The sequence below is a fragment of the Castellaniella caeni NBRC 101664 genome, from assembly GCF_001592225.1.
GTDB lineage: Bacteria > Pseudomonadota > Gammaproteobacteria > Burkholderiales > Burkholderiaceae_B > Castellaniella > Castellaniella caeni.
The window spans coordinates 78,277-102,317 of the sequence record NZ_BCWN01000003.1 but is presented as its reverse complement, the minus strand read 5'-3'; the positions used below and the strand labels follow the sequence as shown (position 1 = coordinate 102,317).

General features: G+C 66.7%; 18 protein-coding genes. 13 read left to right on the top strand and 5 right to left on the bottom strand.

Annotated features, from left to right (window positions below):
* Positions 1 to 206: 206 nt before the first annotated feature.
* From CCA01S_RS02755 to CCA01S_RS02735, 5 genes are read left to right on the top strand one after another with little or no spacing between them, the layout of a single operon-like run.
* Entirely contained in the window at positions 207 to 1,610 is a 1,404-nt protein-coding gene (locus CCA01S_RS02755) for a GumC family protein (RefSeq protein WP_066453721.1), read from the top strand.
* Entirely contained in the window at positions 1,607 to 2,542 is a 936-nt protein-coding gene (locus CCA01S_RS02750; protein WP_066453719.1) for a polysaccharide biosynthesis tyrosine autokinase, read from the top strand. Before CCA01S_RS02755 ends, CCA01S_RS02750 begins: the two co-directional genes overlap by 4 nt.
* Positions 2,543 to 2,550: 8 nt before the next feature.
* On the top strand, positions 2,551 to 3,876 hold the full coding sequence (locus CCA01S_RS02745) for an O-antigen ligase family protein (protein ID WP_180984170.1): 1,326 nt from the start codon (positions 2,551 to 2,553) through the stop codon (positions 3,874 to 3,876).
* Entirely contained in the window at positions 3,873 to 6,278 is a 2,406-nt protein-coding gene (locus tag CCA01S_RS02740; protein WP_066453714.1) for a hypothetical protein, read from the top strand. Before CCA01S_RS02745 ends, CCA01S_RS02740 begins: the two co-directional genes overlap by 4 nt.
* Complete coding sequence (locus CCA01S_RS02735; protein ID WP_066453712.1) at positions 6,275 to 8,218, top strand: acyltransferase family protein; 1,944 nt, start codon at positions 6,275 to 6,277, stop codon at positions 8,216 to 8,218. The genes CCA01S_RS02740 and CCA01S_RS02735 overlap by 4 nt, the downstream gene beginning before the upstream one ends.
* Here CCA01S_RS02735 and CCA01S_RS02730 read toward each other — a convergent pair whose 3' ends face one another.
* From CCA01S_RS02730 to CCA01S_RS02720, 3 genes are all read right to left on the bottom strand, one after another.
* Entirely contained in the window at positions 8,219 to 9,877 is a 1,659-nt protein-coding gene (locus tag CCA01S_RS02730) for a sulfatase-like hydrolase/transferase (RefSeq protein WP_066453711.1), read from the bottom strand.
* A gap of 33 nt (positions 9,878 to 9,910) precedes the next feature.
* Positions 9,911 to 10,675, bottom strand: a complete 765-nt coding sequence (locus CCA01S_RS02725; RefSeq protein ID WP_066453708.1) for a polysaccharide deacetylase family protein — start codon at positions 10,673 to 10,675, stop codon at positions 9,911 to 9,913.
* 71 nt (positions 10,676 to 10,746) lie between these two features.
* A complete protein-coding gene (locus CCA01S_RS02720; RefSeq protein WP_066453706.1) occupies positions 10,747 to 11,679 on the bottom strand; it encodes a glycosyltransferase family 2 protein in 933 nt (310 codons plus the stop codon).
* 129 nt (positions 11,680 to 11,808) lie between these two features.
* Between CCA01S_RS02720 and CCA01S_RS02715 the strand changes: the two genes are divergently transcribed.
* From CCA01S_RS02715 to CCA01S_RS02685, 7 genes are all read left to right on the top strand, one after another.
* Positions 11,809 to 13,059, top strand: a complete 1,251-nt coding sequence (locus CCA01S_RS02715) for a lipopolysaccharide biosynthesis protein (protein ID WP_066453705.1) — start codon at positions 11,809 to 11,811, stop codon at positions 13,057 to 13,059.
* Entirely contained in the window at positions 13,038 to 14,228 is a 1,191-nt protein-coding gene (locus CCA01S_RS02710) for a GNAT family N-acetyltransferase (RefSeq protein ID WP_146030607.1), read from the top strand. Before CCA01S_RS02715 ends, CCA01S_RS02710 begins: the two co-directional genes overlap by 22 nt.
* Positions 14,229 to 14,319: 91 nt before the next feature.
* Entirely contained in the window at positions 14,320 to 15,555 is a 1,236-nt protein-coding gene (locus CCA01S_RS02705) for a GNAT family N-acetyltransferase (RefSeq protein WP_066453700.1), read from the top strand.
* Positions 15,527 to 16,468 (top strand): glycosyltransferase family 2 protein, encoded by a 942-nt coding sequence (locus CCA01S_RS02700; protein ID WP_084386389.1) that lies wholly within the window; start codon positions 15,527 to 15,529, stop codon positions 16,466 to 16,468. Before CCA01S_RS02705 ends, CCA01S_RS02700 begins: the two co-directional genes overlap by 29 nt.
* Positions 16,469 to 16,490: 22 nt before the next feature.
* Positions 16,491 to 17,657 (top strand): nucleotide sugar dehydrogenase, encoded by a 1,167-nt coding sequence (locus CCA01S_RS02695; RefSeq protein WP_066453696.1) that lies wholly within the window; start codon positions 16,491 to 16,493, stop codon positions 17,655 to 17,657.
* Between the two features lie 76 nt (positions 17,658 to 17,733).
* Complete coding sequence (locus CCA01S_RS02690) at positions 17,734 to 18,531, top strand: WecB/TagA/CpsF family glycosyltransferase (protein ID WP_066453689.1); 798 nt, start codon at positions 17,734 to 17,736, stop codon at positions 18,529 to 18,531.
* Positions 18,528 to 19,796, top strand: coding sequence for a hypothetical protein (locus CCA01S_RS02685; protein WP_066453687.1), 1,269 nt, complete (start codon positions 18,528 to 18,530; stop codon positions 19,794 to 19,796). Before CCA01S_RS02690 ends, CCA01S_RS02685 begins: the two co-directional genes overlap by 4 nt.
* Before the next feature lie 4 nt (positions 19,797 to 19,800).
* On the opposite strand, the gene CCA01S_RS02680 is transcribed toward CCA01S_RS02685, so the two are convergent.
* Together CCA01S_RS02680 and CCA01S_RS02675 are read right to left on the bottom strand one after the other, a co-directional pair.
* The gene (locus tag CCA01S_RS02680; RefSeq protein WP_066453685.1) at positions 19,801 to 21,234 is read right to left on the bottom strand and encodes an undecaprenyl-phosphate glucose phosphotransferase; all 1,434 of its coding nucleotides are present in this window, start codon (positions 21,232 to 21,234) and stop codon (positions 19,801 to 19,803) included.
* Positions 21,235 to 21,428: 194 nt separating this feature from the next.
* Positions 21,429 to 22,262 (bottom strand): SLBB domain-containing protein, encoded by an 834-nt coding sequence (locus tag CCA01S_RS02675; protein WP_066453682.1) that lies wholly within the window; start codon positions 22,260 to 22,262, stop codon positions 21,429 to 21,431.
* A gap of 213 nt (positions 22,263 to 22,475) precedes the next feature.
* Here CCA01S_RS02675 and CCA01S_RS02670 point away from each other — a divergent pair, with 213 nt between their 5' ends.
* Complete coding sequence (locus CCA01S_RS02670) at positions 22,476 to 23,951, top strand: mannose-1-phosphate guanylyltransferase/mannose-6-phosphate isomerase (RefSeq protein ID WP_066453679.1); 1,476 nt, start codon at positions 22,476 to 22,478, stop codon at positions 23,949 to 23,951.
* Positions 23,952 to 24,041 lie beyond the last annotated feature (90 nt).

Sequence of the window (24,041 nt, the reverse complement as noted above, 5' to 3'; positions counted from 1 at the left end):
ATGCGCAAAAAGGCGGGGTTTGCCGGGATGCAAACCCCGCCTTTTTCGTCTCCGCTTTTCGCTGGAGAGGCTAGGTCAAACGGCTGATATGGGGCGTTTGAAAAAATTCGTAGCATCAGTGTGTAGTACGAAACAAGCTGATTACCTCGTGCTGATTCAATTGCCTGCGGTGTCACCGAAACCGCTCACCACTGATCAGGGATGCCATGGCCGCCAATACGTTTTCCACCGAGTCCGGCAGTTTGTCCCTGAAGCAGCTGTGCGCCATGCTGCTGGCGCGCCGCAGGCTCGTCTGCTTCGTGACGGCGCTGATCTTCGCTCTGACGGCGCTCATCACCGCGTTGCTGCCACGGGTCTGGACGGCCTCCACCAGCATCTATATTGACTACAACGAGAGCGATCCGATCAAGGGACAGCAACTGTCGGCCATGCTGGACGACAGTTACATGCAGACACAGCTTGAGCTGCTGCGCAGCTCGCGGGTGGCCGCCATCGTGATCGACACGCTACGGCTGCGCGAGACGCCGGAATACCGCCAGGATGTCGCCAACGACGGCCAGGCGCGGGCCGATCAGGCCTTGGTCAAGCGTCTGCTGAGCAACCTGAAGATTCAGCACGCACGTGGCAGCCGGGTGGTCAGCCTGGATTACAGCGACCGGTCGCGCGACCTGGCCCGTGATGTGGCCAATGCGTTTGCCGGGGCCTATCGCGAGCTGGGCGAGCAGATGGCCGCCTCCGCCGCCCGCAGCCGCTTCGAGCAGTACGACGCCCAGCTGGGGCAACTGCGCAAGGAAGTGGACACCATCCAGGGTCAGCTGACGACGTACCAGCAGCACAACGATATCCTCAACGTGCAGGATCACGGTGATCAGGAAACCCGCAAGCTCAATGAACTCAATGGCACGCTGACCGCTTTGCAGACCAGCCTGCAGGCGGCGCGGGCCGAACAGACGGCTACCCAGGCGCTGCTGAAGTCGGGCATCCAGCCCTACGAGACGCCGATTGCCAGCCAGTCGCCGGTGATCACCGCGCTCAAGACCCAGCTGGGCGACATCGACCGGCGGCTGGGGGACGTCAAGGGGGCGCTGGGGCCTCGGCATCCCCTCATCCGGGGGCTGAATTCCGAGCGCGGACGCATCGTCTCGCGCCTGGGGCAGGAATCGCGCGCGCTGTTGGCGGGGGCGGACAGCAACATTGCCCGCCTGTCCGCGCAGATTGCCGAGCTGCAGCAGGAAATCGAGCAGCAGCGCCAGAAGGTGCTCAAGCAGATGCGGCAGCGCAACCAGATCGCCGCCTACCAGCGGCAGCTGGCCAGCGCGCAGCAGGTCTACAACGCCGCTTTGCAGAAGTACGACACCCTCATCATGGCCAGCACGATCCAGTCGCCCAACGTGGCGGTGCTGCGTTCGGCCGAACTGCCGTCAACGCCCAGCAAGCCGCGGGTGCTCGTGAACCTGCTGCTGGGCCTGCTGGTGGGGGCGGCCAGCGGCGTGCTGCTTGCCCTGTTGCTTGAACTGCTGAACCGCCGGGTCAACATTGTCGAAGACCTGCTGGGCGACCCTGATCTTCCCGTGCTTGGGCTGATCGGCCTGAAGGAGAGTCATGCATGAAAGTGTCTCCAGAATTCCTGCCCGATGGGGCGGGCGCCGCGCACCCGTTGCCGGCCAGCCACCTGAACGCGGTTCTGGCCGCCGATCCCCGGCTGGCGCGGGCAGCGCCCGAGCGCATTGGTGATCTGTTCGTGCGCACCCGGCGGCTGTCGCCCGCCGAAGTGGCGCACATCGCCCAGGTACAGGAAGCCAAGAACCTGCGTTTTGGCGATGCCGCTGTCTCGTTGGGCCTGCTCAGCGAACAGGAAGTGTGGCAGGCCCTTTCCAGGCAATACCAGTATCCGACCGCGCCCCTCGATGGCCGTTTCACGACCTACCCGGTGGTCGGCGCCCCGTATTCGCAAGAAGCCGAGGCCGTGCGCAAGCTGCGCACGCAAATCCTGCTGGGGCTCGACATGCGCCATCTGCAGTCCCTGGTCGTGGCCGGGCCCCATGGCGGAGAAGGCAAGACCTACCTGGCTGAAAGCCTGGCCTTTGCCTTTGCGCAAAATGGCCAGCGCACTTTGCTCATCAATGCCGACTTGCGCGCGCGCCAGCAGTCGGGCCTGTTCGACAGCCAGCGGCAGCAGGGCCTGTCCCTGGTGCTGTCGGGGCGCCAGCCGCTGCAGCAAAGCCTGGTGGACACGCCCTTTCTCGACCTGAAAGTGCTGGATGCCGGGCCCTTGCCGCCCAACCCGGCGGAACTGTTCTCGGCCCCGGCGCTGGATCAGGTGTTCAACGAGCTGCGCGGCCAGTTCGATCTCGTGCTCATCGACACGCCCGCGGTCAGCCGCTTTCCGGACGTGCAGCTCATCGCCCAGCAGGCCAGCGCCTGTCTGATCGTCGCCCGGCAACACCGGACTTCACTGAGCGACATCCAGCGGGCCAAGCGCCTGGTGCAGGTGGCGGGCGGCAGGCTGCTGGGCAGCGTCTATAACGTTTTTCCCCGATAGGCATGGCCGTGCGCAAGCTGCATCTCGTCACGGGTGCGCTGGTTGCCTACAGCTTCGTCGTGTCGCTGGTGCCGACGACGCTGAGCTACCTGAACCCGGAGGCGCTCGAAGACATCAGCCTGACGTCGGGCTCCCTGGCCAGGCAGCTGCAGCTGTCTCTGCTGTTTCTGGTGGCCGCGATCGTGCTGTACCGGCATCGTCGGCAGATGTCCGCCGTCGTCCGGCAGCTCAATCCGTTCTTGCTGCTGCTGCTTGCGTATTGTCTGCTGTCCGTCCTGTGGTCGCCCTATCCGGTGGTGACCCTGAAGCGGGTGATCATCTTGCTGGGGCTGCTGCTGGTGGGGCTCGGCGTGTCGCCGGTGCTGGCGGGGGCGCTGCAGTTTCCCCGCATCTTGCTGGCCACCCTGATGGCCATCTGCCTGCTGTCGGCGGTGACGGCGCTGGCCTTTCCGGAAATCGGCATCGACCCGGTGCATGGCACGGCGTGGCGCGGCATCACTTTCCAGAAAAACACGCTCGGGCTCGTGGCGGCCTACGGGCTGGTGCTGTGGGTCTTCGAGTGGTCGCGCGGCGAGTTCCGGCGATCCCTGTGTCTGGCCGGGCTGCTGTTCAGCGCCTTTGTGCTCGTCATGGCCCGCAGTTCGACGTCGATCCTGATGGCGGTGCTGGGCGCCTGTGTGTACGGCTACTGGCAGCGCCGCTGGTTCACCGGCGATTTTTCCAACGGCATCCTGGCGCTCGTGGCGCTGCTGTTCTTGCTGCTGCTGGGCCATTTCTACTATGTCCTCTTCGGGCAGTGGCTTAGCTGGGCCGAGCTCGCCGGGCCCATCGCCGGCCTGTTCGACAAGGGGACGGATCTCACCGGGCGCACCAGCATCTGGCATTTTTTGCTGGCGACGTTTCAACAGCATCCCGTCCTGGGCATCGGGTACGGGTCGTTCTGGCTGGGCGAGGGCAGCCCGGCGCAGGCGATTGCCGACGCCCTGGGCTGGATGCCGCCCCAGGGGCATGACGGTTATCTCGACCTGCTCAACGAGCTGGGGGTGGCGGGCTTCGGCCTGTTCGTCCTGATGCTGGCCTGGCACCTGCGCAGCATCGTTCAGCTGATGCGCTTCGATCGATCCGAGGCGGCCCTGCATCTGGCCTTTTTGTGCATCATCCTGGCAAGCAACGTCACCGAAACTGATTTTCTCAGTGATACGGCCTTTCAGAACATCGTCCTGATTTTTTCCTCGACCAGCCTGTCGGCCCGGGTCTTCATGCTGCGCCAGCGGCATCCGGGTGCGCGGGTTCCGGCGCCGCATCTGGGGCGCGTGCCCGGACTGGGGCGATGAAGCACCGGCTCGCGCGGCTTGCCGCGGCCGGGCTGCTGGTCTGCCTGGCCGCGCCCGCCGCGCCGCGGGTGTTCGCGGCGTTTGCCGAGCTGCCGGACGGCGGCATGTTCTATCCCTTCACCGTGGATGAAGACCGGCTGGCGGGCGCGCCGGATCAGTCCGCGTTGAACCATCCGCTGGGGCCCGCCGACCGGCTGTTCGTCAAGCATCATCATTTTTATGCCGTCGGGCCCGATGGCCTGCCGGACACGGCCGACGACGTGCGCGTGCGCCTGTTCGGGGCCAACCTGAGCTTTGGCGCCAACTTTCCGGCGGAATCCGGGGCGCGTGCCGCCGCGCGGCGCCTGCGCAAGCTGGGGTTCAATGCCGTGCGCCTGCATCACCTCGATTTTCACCTGAGCGACGCGCCGGATGCCGCCCCCCAGGGGGTACTCACCACTGGCCCTTATCCCAGCTTCAACCCCGTGGCCATCCGGCGACTGCGCGCCTTCATCCAGGCGCTGTCCCAGGAGGGCATCTACATCGACCTGAACCTGCACGTCAGCTACCGCTTCAGGCCCGACGTGGATGGCGTGCCGCCGGTCGCCGGGGCCGATCCGCGTGCCGAGGTGGGGGTGCCGATCGGGGTGTACTATCCCGCCTTGATCGAAAAGCAGAAGCGCTATGCGCGCGGCCTCATCGAAGCCTTGGGGCTGGGAGACAGCCCGGCCCTGGCCCTGGTTGAAATCAATAATGAGTCGTCCTTGCTGGATGCCTGGCAAAGCGACGTCTGGCACGGTGAAAACTGGCCGAAGGCGATCCCGCCCGGCTATGGCGAGGTGCTGCAGGCGCAGTGGCGGCGCTGGGTCGTGCGGCGCTACGGCAGCGTGGCGGACGCCTGCGCGGCCTGGCGCCGCTGCGCCGACCCGGATGTGTTGGCGCTGCCGAAGACAACGCTGTATGGCACGGGGGCGGCCGGCCCGACGACGGCCCAGCGCTGGATGGCGCGGCTTGATCGCGTCACGCGGCACATCCCCTGGCTGGACGGCGGGCCGGACGTGGAAGACCCGCAGCGGGCGTACGACCTCGACTTCCTGCAGTTCCTGATCGACACCGATCGCGCGTATTTCGACCAGATGAAGGCGGTCGTGCGCGAGGCGACGCAGGGCGCGGTGCCGGTGACCGGCACCCAGATGGGCTATGGCGGTGTACTCAATTTTGATGCCCAGGCGGAGATGGACTATATCGACAACCACCTGTATGTCAGCCATCCGGTGTATGCGGGCAGCGGCCCCTGGCAGTCCACCGACTGGCGCGTGCCGGACGTGTCGGCCTCGGGCGCGGGGCTCGAACGTATCCTGGGCCTGGCGTTGCGTCGAGATGCCGACAAGCCCTTCGTCGTCAGCGAATTCAATCAGCCGTTTCCCTCGCCCAGTGGCAGCGAGATCACGCCGATCCTGGCGGCTGTCGCCGCCCAGCAGGACTGGGATGGCCTGTTCTTCTACGACTATGACGACGATGCGCAGCCCAAGCAGTCGCCCGCCAGCTTTGCCTTGAGCGGCAACTGGGGGCAGTACGCCCTGGTCGGCCAGAGCGCGCGGATCTTCCGGCAGCCACTCGTCCCCGCCTTGCAGCCCCGCGTCCTGCTGCCCTTGTCGCGGGCGCAGCGCAACGCCCTGGCGCTGCAGGGCAACATCGACACGCAGACGCTCGAACGGTGGCTGCGGAAAACCCATGGCGTGGACGTGGACGCGGTGCTGCGGGTGCAGCTGGCCGAGGACGTCCTGTCGGCTCAGAGGCCAGAGGCGGGGCAGGCGTTGTCCGGGGCGCCGATGCAGGCCGCATCCTCCGCCCCTGGGGCGCTGCGCCGCGACGCGCAGGCGCAGCGCCTGGTGCTGGATGCGCCCGATGTCTGGGGCGTGTTCGGCCCGCTGACGCCGGGTGCCGTGGTGTCGGGGCCGGATTTCGGCGTCCGGCTGCAGGCGCGCCAGGCGCAGCCCGTTCAGCTGCTCGTGACGCCGCTCGATCACGTCGCGCTGCGTGCGTCCCGGCATTTTCTCGTCAGCCTGGGCGGGTTCACGACCGGCACGCAGCCTGGCTCCGCGCCGCCGCGTCCGCAGCGGGTCGTGCCATACCCCGGCAAGCCGGGGTGGTTGACCCTGGAGCCGGATCCCCGACACCCGGGGCCGACCGGCTGGCGCGACACGCGGGCGCCAGCCTGGATGCAGCGCCTGGATGTCAGCCTCGCGGTGCCCCATCCGGCGGCCGGGCTGGCCGTGTATGCGCTGGACGGCGCCGGGCAGCGGCGCATCCGCCTGCCGGACAGCGCGATCACCCCGGATGCCGATGGGCGGCGTGTCTGGGTGCGGCTGCAGGGGGCGCTTGAGTACGCCAGCCCCTGGTACGAAGTGGTGCTGTCATGAAGGCCGCCGGGGCGGCGATCGATTATCGGCCGGACATCGATGGCCTGCGCGCCCTGGCCGTGCTGGCCGTCGTGGTCTATCACTATGCGCCCGTCCGGCTGCCGGGTGGTTTTGTCGGCGTCGATATTTTTTTCGTCATCAGCGGCTATCTGATCACCAAGGTGCTGATCAGCGACTTCGAGGCGCATGCCTTCAGCCTGCTGGTGTTCTACAAGCGGCGCATCCACCGGATTTTCCCCGCCTTGATCCTGATCCTGGCGTTGTGCCTGCTGGTGGGCTGGTTTTTGCTCTTTCCGACGGAGTACGCCCGCCTGGGCAAGAGCGTGGCGGGGGGGGCCTGGTTCGTCGAGAATTTCGTCCTGTGGCAGGAGGCGGGGTATTTCGACACCGATGCCGTGCTCAAGCCCCTGCTGCACTTGTGGAGCCTCGCCGTCGAGGAGCAGTTCTATATCTTCTGGCCGCTCATCCTGTGGTTCTCCATCCGGCGGCGCTGGCCGCTGACGCGCGTCGTCGCGCTGACCACGCTGCTGTCGTTCCTCGTCAATCTGCTGTCGCTGCGTCTGGACGCCACCGCCGCTTTCTACCTGCTGGGCTCCCGTGCCTGGGAGCTGATGGCGGGGGCCTGGCTGGCCGCCCGCCATCATGCGGCGGGCACCCCCGGCGGCAGCAATGTCCAGGCCTGCGCGGGGCTGCTGTTGATCGGGGTGGGCGTGTGCTGCATCCGCCCCTGGTTCGGGTTTCCCGGGTACTGGGCCTTGCTGCCCGTGCTGGGTTCCGCGCTGCTGATTTCAGCGGGCCCCGGGGCCTGGATCAACCGCCACCTGCTCGCGCGCAAGCCCATGGTGTGGGTCGGGCTCATCAGCTATCCGCTGTATCTCTGGCACTGGACGCTGTGGTCGCTGATCACGGTGGTGTTCGACGAGTTCGGCAATCCGCTCAAGCGGATCGTCAAGGTGGCGGCCCTGGCCGCCGCCTTCCTGCTTTCGTGGGGCACGTATGTCTGGCTCGAAAAGCCGATCCGCCGGCAGCCCTTGGGTAGGACAACGTGGGGCTTGCTGTTCACGGTGCTGCTGCTGGGGGCCGCAGGCCTGTCGGTCTATCTCGCCCAGGGCTTGCCCGGGCGCGGCACGAATACGGCCACCGTGAAACAGTATCTGGCCTCCGTGACGGTCAGCCCCCTGTCCGGGCAATGCTTTGGCGCGGCCTTGCTGCGGGGGGAGCGGCTGGCGGGACGACCTTTCTGCGAGGTGGGCGACGTGGCCGCGCCGCGCTGGGTGCTGGCGTATGGCGACAGCCATGCCCGCAGCCTGCTGCCCGCGCTGGACGCCTACGGCAAGGCCGCGCATGTCCGGGTCGTCTTCGCGGCACTGCCCGGATGCCTGTCGCTGGTGGACTTCGCATACACCAGCCAGCCGGCGGGCGACGCCTGCGCGCGCCTGGGGCCCGTGCTGGCCGACAAGGCCTGGACACAGAAGGCGTCGGCCGTCGTCCTCATCGACTCCTGGATCAACTACGTGGGCAGCGTTGCCGCCGTCGTGCCGGAAGCGCGCTTTCGCCAGGCCTTGGGCGCGACGCTGGACGCCTATCAGGCGCGCGGCATCCCGGTGGTGCTGCTGGAAGACAATCCCCATCAGCGCATGGGCCTGCTGGGGACGCTGCGCTTTGGCACCGTCACGGATCGCAAGATCAATGCGTCCGCAGTGTCGCTGGCCGAGCACCGCGCCTCGCAGGCGGGGGCCAATCAGCTGCTGGAGGCGCTGGTGGCCGGGAGGCCGCTGGCCAGCGTCTTGAGCCTGGATGACGCGCTGTGCCGGGGGGGCGTGTGTCCGTGGGTGCGGGCGGGCCGGTTCTTGTATTTCGACAGCAGCCATCTGAGTGTCGAGGGCGCGCGCCAGGTGTACCCGACCCTGGCCCGGCGGCTGGATGAAATCCTGCGCTGATCAGGGCGTACCGCCGCGCGGGGCGCTGGCCGGCCAGCGCTGCTGTTCCAGCCGTTGATAGAGGGCGCGATCCACCGGCATGATTTCCACAGGCCTGCCGAACAGGCCGAAGGCGCTGCCCGAGACGAAGCCGGGGATGGGCGTCTGCACGGTGCGCAGCAGGCCGCTGCGCGTGCTGGCGGCGCTGTCGTATCCCAGGAAATTTTTGAGTGTGGCCACCAGCTCGAACTGCGACAGCTGGTCGCGGTTGCGCGTGGCCGCGGCGGCCAGCGCGTCGCTGGGGTAGTTGGTGAGCACCAGCAGCGGCACCATGGCCACTTCCACCCGGGACGTGGCCATCGAGTTGCAGTGATCCGTGCCGGGGCCGTCGCCGATGTTCAGGCCGTGATCCGCCGTGTAGAAGATGGCCACCCGCCCCGAGGGGGCGGTTCGCAGCAGCTGGTGGAAGAACTGACCCGTCTGGTAATCGACCGAATCCACCGCCTGGATGCGCCGCGTGTCGGCCTGAACGTAGGGCACCTGGCGCGCGGGCGAGGCCGAGCGGTACGTGGGCGGGTATTCCTGGCTGTAGGGGAAGTGGGTGCCCTGCTTGATGACATAGGTGAAGCTGGCCGACGTCTTCCAGGCGCGCATCAGGTGCTGGATCAGGTTTGTGTCGTGTCCCGTGCGTACCTCGGGCCGGTGTTCGATCAGGGCGCGTTCGGTTCGGTCGAAGTAGTCGTGCCCCTCGCCATGGTGCTGCGCGTCCAGCAGCCAGGTGGAAAAGCCCGCGTTGTGGGCCAGGCTCCAGACCAGCGGCTCGTGGTAGAGATCCCGGGCGATGTGTTCGAACGAGACCAGCTTGCGCAGCATGATGTTGGTTTCGGCGCTGCAGTCGGCCATCGCGGTGGCTGCGCCGAAGTCGTAGATGTGCCAGACGGAAGACTGCTGCCGGATATTGGGCAGTACGACGTGGGTGAAAAGGTCGTAGCGGGTGCCTTCATCCACGATCAGGGCCAGGTGATCGGCGCCGCGAGGGCCGTCCGGGCGCCGGTCGGTCGTGTAGCGGTAGGCTTCGGGCGGGCGGTCGAAGGCCGCAGCAATCATCATGCCATACAGATTGGTGGCGCCGGGCAGCCTTTCGGTGGCGCGCCCCTGCCGGGACACGCACAGCGCGACGAACAGGCCAATGGACAGGCCCAGCGCGGCCAGGGCCCAGGGCCATGTCCGCCGACGCGATGGGCGCAGCAGCAGGTAGGCCAGCAGCAGCGGAGCCAGCTGGGCAAGCGCCAGGATGGTGGCGCTGGCGTATTGGCGACTGGCGTTGTCGAAGTCGGCCCGGGCGCGCCACAGGATGACCCAGTCGGGGTAGCCCATGGGCAGGTGGGACGCCTGGTAAAACACGCTGTTGACGCTCATCGAGAGGGCAAACAGGACGAACAGCGGCCATTTGACCGTCCCCTGGCACAGGCCCCCCAGCACGACGGCCAGCAGCGCCAGCCCGTAGAGCGCGAGGATGATGGCCGAGCGCAGCAGGAATTCGAGCGTGCCGTGTTCGGTGTAAAAGCGCTGCAGCGAGGCGCCCAGAACGGTCGGCTGCAGCGCCAGCGCGGTCAGGATGAGCGCCACGCCGAGCAGCGTGCGGGTGTGCGGGTGAAGGGAGGCGGGGGCTGTGCGCATGCTTGGCCGGGGCGATATGGGGGCGTGTTCCGGCTAGCGGGCAGTCGCCCGGTTCAGGCGCGTGAAGTGGTCGATGGCCTCGCCCACGGGCAGCACGCGGTGCCGTTGCTGCTGCGCCGCCTGGATGAAGGCCGTCAGTTCGTCGGGCGTGCAGCCGTATGGGCCGCAAGTGTCTTCGACCTCGTGTGTGCTGATGATCAGCCAGTCGCCTGGTTTCAGGGCGTGCAGCACTGCCTGCCAGGCGGCGGCCTTGCGTCCTGGGCCGTAGAACCGCTCGCAGCCCAGCAGGTGGAGATCGGCCCGGCCCCGGTGCACCCCGTGGCCCAGGATGCGAGCCGAGCCGCATTGCCGACGCGTGAGCCGCTTGCTGGCCAGGTCGTAGCGCCCGAAGGGGTAGGCGAAATGCGGGGGCTGATCCGTGGCCAGGTACGTGTGCAGAAAGCCTGCGTTTTGCCGCAGGTCGGCCAGCGCGGCCGACTTTGCCGCGCGGGCGTAGTCGATGTGCCCCCAGCCGTGGCTGGCAATCTCGTGGCCCCTGGCCCGCAGCAATCGCAGGCTGTCGAGGGTGTGCGTGGGCCGCCCTTGCTCCAGGCCCGCCGTGAGCGCGCCCGCCACGTAAAACGTGCCGCGGCAGCCGTACGCCTCGAGTATCCGGGCCCCCGCCTGCGCCGCCGAAGCCAGGATGTCGTCGAAGGTGATGCTGATGATGGCGTGCGGCCCCCCCAGGGCCAGCCATTGCCGCTGCGTGTGGCGGGCCATGAAGCGGCTGAAGCGGCTGATCGGCTGAAGATGGGCCATGGCGGTATCTGTGGGTGAAAACCGCGAGCGTTGCTTGGTGAGGGGCGCTCGTCGGTGTTGAACCCGGCCTGTCAGCCCAGGCCGATGGTCTTGCGCAGCCGCGCCAGCTGCCATTTCTTGAGCGCCTGGCGGAAGTGCGGGTCTTCGTATTGCGGCAGGCCGCGTGCCGCGGCGTAGCAGTAGCCGGCGATCATCAGCAGGCCGCCGATGACGTACGGTTTTTCGCGCATGCGGTTGATGCCGGTCGCCATGGCGTAGAGCGGGTGGTAGCCCATGTACCAGTTGCCCCGTCCCCAGCGCAGGCGGCCGATGTACAGATTGCGATCCGAGGACCCCATGATGCGGTGGTGCCAGAGCCAGGCGTCCGGGTCGAAGAAGCTGAGCGTTTGCCAGCCTTTCAGGCGTGCCTGATGCACGTCGATGCCGTCCCAGGCCAGGTGCTGCACGAACCCCCCGATGTCTTCGAAGGCGGCGCGCTTGTAGAGCTTGAATTGCCCGGCGACCTGTTCGGCAATGTGGCGTTCTTTGATGAATTTGCCGTTCTGCTCGCGGTAGACCTTGCCGGATGCCGCCGCCAGGCGCGGCTCGGATTGCAGCCTGGCAAGCATGGTCTCAATGTATTTTGGCCCGAACGACATGTCGCCATCCAGCTTGGCGATGTACTGGTAATCGGTGTGTTCGATGCGTTCCTTGCCGTAGTTGAAGGCGGCGATGACGCCGCCGCCCAGCTTGCGAAAGCCGCGATTGTCGCGGGAGACCAGGCGGATGAAGGGATGTCGGCTGGCGTATTCCTGGATGATTTCGGGCGTGTCGTCGGATGAGCCATCGTCCACCATGATCCATTCGACGGGCCGCGCCGTTTGCGCCACCACGGAATCGAGCGTGCGGCGCAAATATCTGGATTCGTCGCGCACGGGCGAAATGATCACCAGCGGGACGATGACCGGGTCGATGGCCGGCTCGGACGTGATGGGATGAAGTGCTGCCTGCGGGTTTCCTGCCATGGCAAAGTTCCTGGAAAAGGCGCTCTGAACATGGACTGTAGGCCGTTCCGTGGCGCGCGGCACTCCGGCATGAGGCGGATACCATGTCTGCACACAGACTGTTAGATTGTGTCGCAAAAATGGAAAGCCATGCATACATTTCATTCGTCGCGCGTGGTGGGCCAGACTTTCCTGTCATTTTGTGATCAGGCCTGGCTGAGCGCGCTGAACCTGGTGCTGGGCCTGGTGCTGATCCGCCTGGTCAGCAAAGAAGCCTATGGGGTCTATTCGCAGGTGTTCGCCGCGGGCCTGCTCGCCACCAGCGTGCTCGAGGCGCTCATCTCCAACCCGCTGGTCAATCTGGTGTCGGGCCATGACGCGGCCCGGCGCGCCCGGGTTCTGGCCGACATGAGCCGCTACCAGGGGCGCATCACCACGGTGCTGGCCGTCCTGCTGGCCCTGTTGTGCGCCTGGGCGCTGTGGGCCACGCGGCAGCCGCATCCGGCGCTGGTGGGGCTCGTCTTCGGGGTTTTCATCAAGGCCAATGGCCAGCGCGAGTACGCCAGAAGTCTGGCCTTCCTGCACTTCCAGACGCACCGGGTGCTGGCGCTCGACTGCTGGTACGGGGGCGGCGTGCTGCTGGGCCTGCTGCTCTTGCTGGCGCTCTCCGCGCTGGACGTGGCGGGCATTTTCGCCGTCTTTGCGGCGGCCAATGCGGGGGCCCTGCTGCTGTCCGGGCAATGGGCCGCCAACCGGGCCACCCGGCGTGCCGGTTATGCCGACACGGTGCACCAGGCCTGGCGCCGCGGGCGTCTGGGCCTGCCGGGGGCCGGGCTCGCCTGGGGCGGCAACTACAGCTATTTGTACCTGGCCGCAGCCTGGCTGGGCGCCACGGCGGTGGCCGAACTCACCGCCTCGCGCCTGCTGCTCATGCCCATTTCCCTGTGCGTGGTGGCCTGGTCGCGCGTGGCGCGCCCGCACCTGGGCAATCTGGTGGCCGAGGGCGGGGGCGGGCGGCTGCGGCGTTTTCTGCTGGTGTCCGTCGCCGGCCTGCTTGGCTTGTCCGTGCTGTATACCTTGGCGCTGCTGCTGGCCTTCCCGTGGCTCAAGGTACACGTGCTGGCCAGCAAGTATGACGCCGTCGGCCCCTTGCTGATTTTGTGGGGGATCTACTTCGCCGTCTATTCCGTGCGCCGCGTCGGCACCGACGCCTTGCTGGGACGCGACCGTTACGGTTTCATGCTGGTCGAATCCGTGCTCAGCTTCTCGGCCATTTTGCTGATGCTCAAGCTGGCGGTCGGCCGTTATGGCCTGCCCGGAGCAATCATCGCCATGATAGCTGTTGAAATTTTCAGTTTTATTTTGACGTGGGGGATGGTGTGGCGTCAGAGAGAAGCCTGAACGCGTCGGTCGCCGCGCTGGCTCGCGCGGCGTCGCATGCCGTGCCCGGCTGCTGGCTGGAAGTGCATGATGCGTTCGAGCCGCTGCAGGCCGCCTGGGCCGCGCTCGTCGACCAGTGCGATTGTTACGTGTTCCAGACCTGGCAGTGGAACATCGCCTGGCAGCGGGCGGTGGGCGAGCGCCAGGGGGTGCGGCCGCGCCTCGTGCGGGTGCTCGATGGTGCGGGCGGCACGGTGGCGCTGTGGCCTCTGTGCCTCTACCGGCAGGGCCGCTTGCGCGTGCTGGGCTTTGCCGGTGACCGGGTCTCTGATTACCGCGCGCCCCTGCTGTCCCCCGCCTGGCTCGGGCAGGTGGATGCGGCGGCGTTCGCGCGCTTGTGGGACGAGTGCCTGGCGCTCATCGCGGGGGTGGACATCGTCCGGCTCGAGCGCATGCCCGAGCGCTTTGCGCACACGGAAAACCCCATGGCCCGCCTGCCGGGGGCGGAGCACACTGAGAACGCCCATTTCGTGACGCTGCCCGCCACGTGCGAAGCGTACTTGCGCGGGCGTTCGGCGCAGATACTGGCGGGCAACCGGCGCAAGGCGCGGCGCTTGAAAGAACTGGGCGCGTTCGTGTTTACGCCGGATCATGCCGCCAGCGACTGGGATGCCGCCTTTTCAGCCCTGGTGGCGCACAAATCGCGGCGCTGGCGGGAAACCGGCAGCCGCGACCTCTTTGCCGAGGCGGGTTATCTCGATTTCTACCGCTCGCTCAGCGCACACCACATCGGTTCGGGGCTGGTCACCCTGGACAGCATCCGCGTGGCCGACGATTTCGTGGCCGTGCACTGGGGCTTGATGTTCCGTGGGCGCTATTACTGGATTTTGCCGGCGTATGCATCGGGTGCCTGGGATAAGTATTCCTGTGGCCGGATTCTGCTGCAGTACATGATCGAGTGGGCCATTGCGCGCAATATGCAGTGCTTCGACCTGACGGTGGGCGACGAGCCCTACAAGCAAACCTGGAGCACCGGTCGCCTGCGCCTGTATCGCTGGCACCGCGCCCGTACCTGGCGCGGCAGGCTGGCGCTTGCGGCCGGGCGCCTGCGCGAGCGGGCGCGTGCCGTGTCCTGCCTGCGGCGCTGGGTGGGCGGTGCCCGGCGCATCGCCGCCCGCTATCTGAGGTAGCGTGAACGACGCCCCTTGGGGCGGATGTCCGGGCCGTCGCCGCGCACGGCCCGTAACGAGTGTGTCGTTTGTCCAACAGGATCAATTGCCCATGAACATAGCCTCGCTCTTCAGAACCTCGCATCAGCCCAGGCGGCGTACCAGCGACGCGCAGCCCGCGACCCGGCGGCGCTCCGCCGCCGTGCCTTCGGTGAGCATCATGGTGCATCGGTCGCTGGCGGGCCTGGAGACGGTGTGGCGCACGCTGGAGGCAAGCGCCGACTGCTATGCCTTTCAAACCTGGGATTGGAACCGTGCCTGGTACGAATGCGTGGGTCGGCCCAAGGGTGTCGATCTATGCGTGATCCAGCTGCTGGACGACGACGGGACGACACGTGCCCTGTGGCCCTTGGGCATCTACCCGCGGCGCGGCCTGCGGGTGCTGGCCTATCTGGGCGAGCGGGTGTCCGACTACCGGGCGCCACTGCTGTTTCCGGGCTGGGCGCAGGCTCTGGGGCCTGCGCGGTTCCAGCGCCTGTGGCGCGAGTGCCTTGCAAGCCTGCGGCGCGTGGACGTCGTGATGCTCGAGCGCATGCCCGAACACTTTGGTGCGTCTGCCAATCCCATGGCGCAGCTGCGCGGCGCGCGGCCCGCGGAAAACGCCTATCTCATCCATTTGCCCGATGATGTCGATGACTACCTGGCGGGCCGCTCGACGCGGCTGCTGGCGGAGAACCGGCGCAAGGTCCGGCGGCTGCGGGAACTGGGCGATTTTCGTGTGCCGCGCGTCCACGATGCGCAAGAGTCGCACCGGGTGTTTGCCGAAATCGTCCGGCAGAAGTCGCGCCGCTGGCGCGAGACTGGCAGCCATGACCTGTTTGCCGATCAGGCCTACCTGAGCTTCTACGAGGCCGTCACCCGGTGCGGCGTGCCCACCGGCTTCGTGGCCGTGAGCAGCATGCAGGTCAACCGGGACGTGGTGGCGGCCCATTGGGGGCTGGTCTTCCGGGGCCGGTATTACGGCATTCTCACCAGCTTCGCGGCGGGCGGCTGGCGCAAGTATTCCTGCGGCGAGCTGCTGGTGCAGTTCCAGATCCAGTACGCTATCGATGCGGCGCTGAAGGTCTTCGACCTGACGGTCGGAGAAGAAGCGTACAAGAAGACCTGGGCCACCGATCGCCTGGCGCTATATCAGTGGCGCTGCGCCCGCTCGGTGCGCGGCCATTTGTACCTTGCCTGCGTGCGGTTCAAAGAGGCGGCGCGGCGCATCACGCTGCTGCGCCGCTGCGTCCAGTCGCTCAAGCGTGTCCGGGGGGGCAATGTCCACCACAGCCATTCCTCCTGCTGAGGTCAGCGTCTGCATCTGCACTTTTCGGCGGCCCGCCCAGCTGCAGGGTCTGTTGCGGGCCTTGATGGCGCAAAGCGCCATCGGCCAGGTGCTGGAGGTCATTGTGGTGGATAACGATCCGGGGCAGTCGGCCCGGCCCGTGCTGGCGCGCTGGCGCAGTCAGGGCCGGGTGCCGGTGGTGGCGCTGGGCTGTCCCGAGCCGAATATCTCGCACGCCAGGAATACGGCGATTCACGCGGCCCGGGGCCCCTGGCTGGCCTTCATCGACGACGACGAGATGCCCGAGCCGGACTGGCTCGAACAGCTGTTGCGCACGGCCCGGCACTGCCGGGCGGATGCGGTGTTCGCGCCCGTGGTGCCGGTCTATGGCGCGCAGATCGCGCCCTGGATCGTGCGCGGACGCTTTTTTGAGCGGCGGCGCCTGGCAAGCGGGGCCGCGGTGGGGCGCGGCGACGTGCGCTCGGGCAACGTGCTGATACGGCGCGCGCTGCTGCTGGGCGTGCCTGGCCCGTTCGACCCGCGATTCGGCCGGACGGGCGGCGAAGATACGTTGCTTTTCACTCGGCTGCTGCAAGACGGCGGCGTGCGCTTCGTCTGGTGCGACGAGGCGGTCGTGCACGAGCCAGTCGAGCCCGCCCGGGCCGCGCTGCCGTGGCTGCTGCGCCGCGCCTATCGCGGCGGGCAGTCTTTCGTGCTGGTCGCCATGCGGACGACGCCGCGCGGGGCCCGCGGGCGGCTGTTGGCCTGTCTGTTGGCGCGCGCGCTGGTGCAGCTGGGCGTGGCCGGAATATTGACGCTGCTGTCCTGGCCGTTCGGCCGTGCGGCTTGGGTCAAATGGCTGAGGCTGGCGTGCGCGCAGTGTGGAAAAATGACCGGAGCGATGGGATTTCATTACCAAGAATACAAACGGTAGCGCTTGTGAGGCGAGGACAATCATGAAAATCGTGGTGGTGGGCATAGGCTACGTGGGGCTGTCCAACGCCGTGCTGCTGGCGCAGCACGAGCAGGTGGTGGCGCTGGACGTCGATGCCGACAAGGTGCGGGCGCTCACCGACCGCCAGTGCCCCATCGACGATGCCGAGCTGACGACGTATCTGCGGGAAAAGCCGCTGGCGCTGTCTGCCACCCTCGATCCGGCGGCCGCCTATGCCCAGGCCGATTTCGTCATCGTCGCCACTCCCACCAACTACGACCCCCACACCAGCCACTTCGACACGCGCAGCGTCGAGGCCGTCGTCGCCGACGTCCAGGCGCTCAATCCGGCGGCCTGCATCGTCATCAAGTCCACCGTGCCGGTCGGTTTCACCGCCCGCCTGCGGCGCGAGACGGGCTCGGATCGCATTCTCTTTTCGCCCGAGTTCCTGCGCGAGGGGCATGCCCTGTACGACAATCTGTATCCCTCGCGCATCGTCGTCGGCGACACCTCGGCCAGCGCGTGGCGCTTTGCCGCGTTGCTGCAGCAAGGGGCTTTGAAAGAAAACGTGCCGGTGCTGTTTACCAATTCCACCGAAGCCGAGGCGATCAAGCTGTTTTCCAATACGTACCTGGCCATGCGCATCGCGTACTTCAACGAGCTCGACACCTACGCACAGACCTATGGCCTGGATTCCCGCCAGATCATCGAGGGCGTCAGCCTTGACCCGCGCATCGGCGACCACTACAACAACCCGTCCTTCGGCTATGGCGGCTATTGCCTGCCCAAAGACACCAAGCAACTGCTGGCCAACTACGACCGGGTGCCCAACAACCTGATCCGGGCCATCGTGGATGCCAACCGCACGCGCAAGGATTTCATCGCCGAATCCATCCTGGCACGCCACCCCCGCGTGGTCGGCATCTACCGTCTGGTGATGAAAAGCGGTTCCGACAACTATCGCTCTTCGGCGATCCAGGGCGTCATGAAGCGCCTGAAGGGCAAGGGCCTGGAGGTCATCGTCTACGAACCCACCCTGACGCAGGAAACCTTCTTCGGCTCGCGCGTGATGCGCAACCTGGATGATTTCCTGTCTCGCAGCGAACTCATCGTGGCCAACCGGGTCACCGATGAAATCCGGGCGCAGGCGCACAAGATCTATTCACGCGATCTGTTCGGCTCCAACTGAACCGTCACGACATTAGACAGCGTGCAACATCTTCTGTACGATGAGCCGCCAGCGTTCGCCACTGATGACCCCAGCCATGGATCAGGAATCGTCTCGTGATGTCCCGGCGCGGGCCCTGTTCGGGCTGCGCATTCTTTCCGCTGACTTCAATCAAGCCATGCGGCTGCTGGGTGCCGCCGCGCTGGAAACCGGCGGCCCGGCGCGCATCGTGGTCACGCCCAATGTCGATCACGTCGTCCGGCTCGAACGCGACGCGCCGTTCAAGGCGCGCTACGCCAGTGCCGATTTCATCTTTGCCGACGGCATGCCCATCGTCTGGGCCAGCCGCCTGCTGGGGCGCCCCCTGGCGCAGCGCGTCACGGGTGCCGATCTGTTCGTGGCCCTGTGCCGCCAGGCCGCGCAGGCGCGCTGGCCGGTGTCGCTGGTCGGGGGGCAGCCTGGCGCCGAAGCGCAGCTGCAAACCTTGTTCCAGTCCGTCTATCCGGGGCTGGACATCGACATCTGCTGTCCTTCCATGGGTTTCGATCCGCTGGGCGCCGAGGGCGATCGGGTGGCCGCCCGGATCCGTGCGCGGGCCCCCCGGCTGGTGTTCGTCTGCCTGGGGCTGCCCAAGCAGGAACAATGGGCCTTGCGCCATGCGGCTGCGTTTCCGGGCGGGGTGCTGCTGTGCGTGGGGGCCGCCATGGAATTCGCCCTGGGCCTGCGCGCGCGGGCGCCCCGATGGGTGCAGGGTCTGGGGGCGGAGTGGCTGTGGCGCCTGCTGTCCGACCCGTCGCACTTGTGGCGCCGCTATCTGCTGGACGACCCTTATTTCCTCATCCTGTGCTGGCGCGAGTGGCGCCGGGCACGCACGACGTACAAGGACGACGCATGATGTCGAGATATCGCGGCACGCTGGGCGTGTGTGTGGCCTGCCTGCTGCCTTGCGCCGCCCAGTCGGCTTCTCCGGGCGCGGTCGATTACGCCGTGCGCCTGCAAAGCAGCCTGCAGTCCGACAGCAACCCGTCGCTGGCGTCCGACGGCACCCAGGGCGTCCGGCGCAGCTCGCTCTGGGTCAATACCGCGGGCGCGGCCGCCCGCATCCCCCTGCTGTCCGACGACACCCGGCTGGACATCGCGGGCACGGCGGGGGTTGCCCGCTTTGGCCAGCAAAGCCAGCTGAACTACCAACCGCGCCGCTTCGATTCAACCCTGCATTGGCGGGCGGGGCGGCTGTTCGTCGGGCAGATCGGCTACCAGTACGAGCACGAGCGCTATACTTCCGACCGCATCTTTCCCGCAGGCGACACGGTGACCACGCGCGGCCTGGACGGCGTCCTGGGCATGCGGGTGAGCGAGGCGCTCACCCTGCCGCAAATTCGCGTCTTTCAGCAGCGCACCCGCTACGGTGCCACGGAAAACCAGCGGATTTTCGACCAGGACGACCGCGGGTTCGAACTCACGGCCGAATACCGCAGCCCCACGGGATCGTCCCTGAGCGGCGGGCTGCAACAGACCAGCAGCACGTTTCCCCTGCGTGGCGGGCCGGACACGGCGGGTCTGGCGGACAAGTACATCGATCGCGAGTGGTTCGTCAGAAGTACCTGGCGCTACAGCGTGAAGACGGCCCTGTCGGGCCGCCTGGGCTGGCTGAACCGCTCGTACCCGGACGGCACGCAGTCCGACGTGCATCTGCTCACGGCCGACCTGAGCGCCGATTGGCAGATGTCGCCCAAGACCCAGGTGCGCCTGGGCGTGTGGCAGCACCCTTACATCAACGACAACCAGCCGACGGCGCTGTATTCCACGCTGCGGGGTGGCGGGGTCGCCATCAACTGGCAGATGAGCCCGAAGACGGCGGTGGGGCTGCAGGGCTCGTACGAAACCCTGCGGGATCGCATCGCGGGGCAGGCCGATCAGCTCAGCACGCGCACGCAGTACGGCATGCGTTTCACCTGGCAGGCCTGGAAGGGCGGGGCCCTGGTGCTGGATGGCTACCGCTCGCAAGAGCGCAGCGACGAGCGCTGGAACCGCTATCGGCAGAACGTGGTGCGTGTGGGCATCGTGGTGTATCTCGACAGCGGCAACGCGGCGGTTCGGGAGATGCTGGTGCCGCGCAAATGCCAGTGGTCCTATGTGGAAGACAGCCTGTGCCGCTGAGGCTTCAGTAGGCGTTCTTGTCCCACAGCACGATCAGCACCGTCTTGAACAAGATTTTCATGTCCAGCCACAAGGACCAGCAGGTGATGTAGTAGCGGTCGAATTCCACCCGCCGTTCCATTTTTTCCAGCGTGTCGGTTTCGCCGCGCAAGCCATTGACCTGCGCCCAGCCGGTGATGCCGGGCTTGACGGTGTGGCGCAGCATGTAGCCGCGGATCTGGTGCCGGTACAGCTCGTTGTGCGACGTGGCGTGGGGGCGCGGCCCCACCAGGCTCATCGAGCCCTGCAGCACGTTGAAGAGCTGCGGCAGCTCGTCCAGCGAGAAGCGTCGCAGATAGTATCCCACCCGGGTCACGCGGTGGTCGTCCCGGCTGGCCTGCTGCAGGACGCCGTTTTGCGCAGCGTCGGTGCGCATCGAGCGAAACTTGTACACCTTGATGGGCAGCCCGTAGCGGCCATAGCGCTCCTGGCTGTACAGAATGGGGCCGGGGCTGTCCAGCTTGATGGCCAGGGCGACCAGCAACATGACCGGCCACAGCAGCGCCAGGGCCAGGCTCACCAGCACGATGTCCATGCCGCGCTTCAGAAATCCCGGCAGACCCAGCAGCGACGTCTCGTGCAGGGCCAGCAGCGGTACGCCGGCGATGTCCACGCTGTAGACGGCAAAGCCTTCCGAGACGTTGGGCTCGGGGATGTAGTAGATGTCGCTGGTCGAGTCGTACAGGTGCTCGGTGAGGACGTGCAGATCCTGGCTGTCGGCCTTTTCCGTCATGGCGAGAAAGGCCAGGTGGTTCTGGTGGATGTCGGGGGTGTGCAGCGCCTCTTTGTAGCTGCCCAGGTAGCGCAGCTGGTTGAGGGTGTCGTCCGGGTGGAAGCTGAGGGGGGCGTTCGCGTAGTAGCCGACGGGCTCGATTCCCAGTATTCGCGAGCGCAGCAGGCGCCGGGCCAGCTTGGCGGCCTCGGGGCCCAGGCCGATGAAGACCGCCTTGCGACGGTTCGCGGGCGAGTAGTTCACGCAGCGCACCAGCAGGCGCAGCACGGCCAGCAGGGCGCATTGCGCCGGGAACACGATGGCGATCCACTGCAGCAGGATCAGGCGGATGGTGGCGGGGCCCGTCTCGTCGTACAGGAACAGGAAGAACAGCAGAAGTGTGACCATCAGGATGCGCAGCCACCGGACGCTGGCCTGGCTGAGCATCCAGGTCAGGTTGCGGGCGCTGATCATCAGACGGAAATGGTAGAAGGTCGAGCAGGCGATACCCCCCAGCAGCAGCGAGATGGCCGTGCGATACAGGGGGTCGTAGAGGCCGTGCGAGCGCATCAGCCACCAGCAGACCCCGCCGTTGAGCACGCCCGACAGCAGGCCGGCCAGGATCAGAAAGCTGCGGTTGTGACGCCCGAGCCGCTCGAACTGCAGGCTGGCGCTGCCCGCAGGCATGGGGTGGCTGCGCCGCGCTCGTTTCGTATCAACAGAAGCAAGGTGTTTCTGCTCTACGGTACTGTTCACTTTTCGCCTCAACCTGAAGCATTAGGGATGGTTGAGACTCAACTTACAGGCCCTTTGATACCGATACAATTGGATTCATGGCTGTCAGGACTTACCCGGTCAGCCGTAGGGCCTAATGCTTTTGGCTAGAACCAGCGCTCGTCCACGTAGATGACGTCCCCTGGGTGAATCTCGTCGGTGAGCTTGGCCTTGGTGCTTGCCATCTGGCCGGTTTTGGGGTCGGTGCGCCGGATCGAGATGCGGCCATCGGCGGCGCGCGGCGTCAGCCCCCCGGCCAGCGCCAGGGCGCGCATCACGTTCATGCCCTGTTCGAGCGGATAGGCGCCGGGCTTGCCCACCTCGCCATAGGTGAAGAACAGCGGGGCCGCGGGCACGTAGACGATGTCGCCCGAGTGCAGCGCAAGCGCGCTGGCTTCGGGCGATGGCGCGGCGCGGCTGCTGACGACCACCCGGGTTTCGGCGCGCGGCCCGCTGGCCTGCGCGTCGGGGTGCATGACGGTGATGTGTTCGTCGGCGGTGTTCTTCAGACCGCCGGCCAGCGCCAGCAGTTCGAGCAGGGACAGCCTGCTTTCGATGGCGTAGCGCCCGGGCCTTTGGACTTCACCCAGGATCGACACGACCCGGCTGTTGACCTGCGCCACTTCGACTGACACAGTGGGGTCGGACAGATACCCGCCCTTGCGCAGCCCCGCCTCGATGCGCCGGGCAATGACGCCGGGTGATTCTTGCGCGACTGTGAGCACCCCCAGGAAGGGCACGGTGATACCGCCATCCGCCGAGACGGTGACCTGGGAGCTGAGGTCGGGCTGGCCGTAGATGGTGATCTGCAGCACATCGCCGGGCCCGACGCTGCTGACGGCCCCGCCGGCGCCCGGCAAGGCCTTGACGGGGAGGGTGGCCGTGGGCGGCAGGGTCTGTGCGGCCACCATGCCGCTGCCGAGGCACAGCCAGAGTGCCACGAGAGAGAGCCGCTTTTTCGAGTGTCCGTGCAAGATATCACTCCTTGGGGCGTAGGCATTTCATTGTATTGTCATGCCACAGATTGTTTGCAATTATGGCTGTCACCAAGGCAGCGGGTGACGAGACCCCGACCCGGGTTGCAGATGTCGTACGTGTTGCTGCTTTGTACCGATCGCCTTCATGGCGTAACTCATTGTCTGGCAAGAGGATCGATGATGTCCACACCTGTGCTGGTTCCCTGCATCGTGGCGGGTGGGTCGGGTACCCGCTTATGGCCGGTCTCGCGCGAAACGATGCCCAAGCCCTTCATCCGTTTGGCCGATGGCCAGAGCCTGCTGCAGAAAACGTTCGCCCGGCTCGCGCCGCTGTGCGCCTTGCAAGACACCGTCGTCAGCGTCGTCAATCATGAATTGCGCTATCGGGTGGTGGATGACTGCCAGGGGGTCAACGGCCTAGGCCGAAAAATAGAACTCATTCTCGAGCCTTTCGGGCGCAACACGGCCGCCGCCGTGCTGCTGTGCGCCCTGAGCGTGCAGGCCCGCTGGGGAGACGAGGCCATCGTGCTGGTGTCGCCGGCGGATCACGTCGTGGGCGACGTGCCCGCGTTCCACGAGGCCGCCGCGCAGGCCTGCGGCCTGGCGGCGCGCGGCTACATTGCGGCTTTCGGCCTGAAGCCGGATCGCGCCGAGACCGGCTACGGCTACATCGAGACGGGAGATGTCCTCCACGGGTCGGGCCGCCAGGTGCTGCGCTTCGTCGAAAAACCGGCCTTGCCGGACGCCCAGGCGTTTCTGGCAAGTGGGCGCTTTCTCTGGAACTCGGGCATGTTCTGCATGCAGGCGCGCGTCGCGCTCGAAGAGGCGGCCCGGCATGCCCCGGCGCTGCTTGACCAGGTCAGCGCCGCCTGGCGGCGCTCGCCGCATCACCAGGAGCCCAGCTACGGCTGCGTCGAACTCGACGCCGGTGCCTTTGCCGAGGTGGCCGACATTTCCTTCGACAAAGCAGTGATGGAGCATTCGTCGCAGCTGGTCGTGGTGCCTTGCGCGCTGCAATGGAAGGACGTGGGCTCGTGGCAGTCGCTCAGCGAATTGACGCCGCCCGATGACGCGGGCAACCGGGTCAGTGGCGAGGCGGTCTTGCGCGACGTGCGGGATTGCTACGTGGATGGCGCGGATCGGCTGATTGCCATGATCGGCGTCCACGACCTGGCGGTGGTCGACACGCCCGATGCGCTGCTGATCGTGGACAAGGCGCGCAGCGAAGAGGTCAAGGCGGTGGCCGGGCAGCTGAAGCAGGCGGGGCACCCGGCCTATCTGTGCCACCGCACGGTCAACCGGCCCTGGGGCCGCTACACCGTGTTGGTCGAGGCCGACGGCTACAAGATCAAGCGCATCGTGGTCAAGCCGGGGGCGTCCTTGTCGCTGCAGTCGCACTTTCATCGCAGCGAGCACTGGGTGGTGGTCAGCGGCACGGCGCAGATATCCGATGGCGTCGAATCGTCCCTGCTGCGCACCAACGAGTCCACGTTCATCCGCATCGGCGACAGGCACCGGCTGAGCAACCCGGGGCGCATCGACCTGGTCATCATCGAAGTGCAGAACGGGCAGTACCTGGGCGAGGACGACATTGTGCGCTACGACGATGACTATGGCCGCCTGCCGCCGCGCGACCCAGCCGAACCCGCCTGACGGGCCGTAGGTGGCAGTGGCGGTGGCAGTGGCAGTGCATGCGCCGTTTGCACGCGGCGCGGAATTTGTGTATATTCTTGTTCTTCGCGG

Bases quoted from the DNA above. Each gene is read 5' to 3' on its own strand.
- CCA01S_RS02755 (WP_066453721.1), top strand. From the start codon at position 207: ATGGCCGCCAATACGTTTTCCACCGAGTCCGGCAGTTTGTCCCTGAAG.
- CCA01S_RS02750 (WP_066453719.1), top strand. From the start codon at position 1,607: ATGAAAGTGTCTCCAGAATTCCTGCCCGATGGGGCGGGCGCCGCGCAC.
- CCA01S_RS02740 (WP_066453714.1), top strand. From the start codon at position 3,873: ATGAAGCACCGGCTCGCGCGGCTTGCCGCGGCCGGGCTGCTGGTCTGC.
- CCA01S_RS02735 (WP_066453712.1), top strand. From the start codon at position 6,275: ATGAAGGCCGCCGGGGCGGCGATCGATTATCGGCCGGACATCGATGGC.
- CCA01S_RS02730 (WP_066453711.1), bottom strand. From the start codon at position 9,877: ATGCGCACAGCCCCCGCCTCCCTTCACCCGCACACCCGCACGCTGCTC.
- CCA01S_RS02725 (WP_066453708.1), bottom strand. From the start codon at position 10,675: ATGGCCCATCTTCAGCCGATCAGCCGCTTCAGCCGCTTCATGGCCCGC.
- CCA01S_RS02720 (WP_066453706.1), bottom strand. From the start codon at position 11,679: ATGGCAGGAAACCCGCAGGCAGCACTTCATCCCATCACGTCCGAGCCG.
- CCA01S_RS02715 (WP_066453705.1), top strand. From the start codon at position 11,809: ATGCATACATTTCATTCGTCGCGCGTGGTGGGCCAGACTTTCCTGTCA.
- CCA01S_RS02705 (WP_066453700.1), top strand. From the start codon at position 14,320: ATGAACATAGCCTCGCTCTTCAGAACCTCGCATCAGCCCAGGCGGCGT.
- CCA01S_RS02700 (WP_084386389.1), top strand. From the start codon at position 15,527: ATGTCCACCACAGCCATTCCTCCTGCTGAGGTCAGCGTCTGCATCTGC.
- CCA01S_RS02695 (WP_066453696.1), top strand. From the start codon at position 16,491: ATGAAAATCGTGGTGGTGGGCATAGGCTACGTGGGGCTGTCCAACGCC.
- CCA01S_RS02690 (WP_066453689.1), top strand. From the start codon at position 17,734: ATGGATCAGGAATCGTCTCGTGATGTCCCGGCGCGGGCCCTGTTCGGG.
- CCA01S_RS02685 (WP_066453687.1), top strand. From the start codon at position 18,528: ATGATGTCGAGATATCGCGGCACGCTGGGCGTGTGTGTGGCCTGCCTG.
- CCA01S_RS02680 (WP_066453685.1), bottom strand. From the start codon at position 21,234: ATGCCTGCGGGCAGCGCCAGCCTGCAGTTCGAGCGGCTCGGGCGTCAC.
- CCA01S_RS02670 (WP_066453679.1), top strand. From the start codon at position 22,476: ATGATGTCCACACCTGTGCTGGTTCCCTGCATCGTGGCGGGTGGGTCG.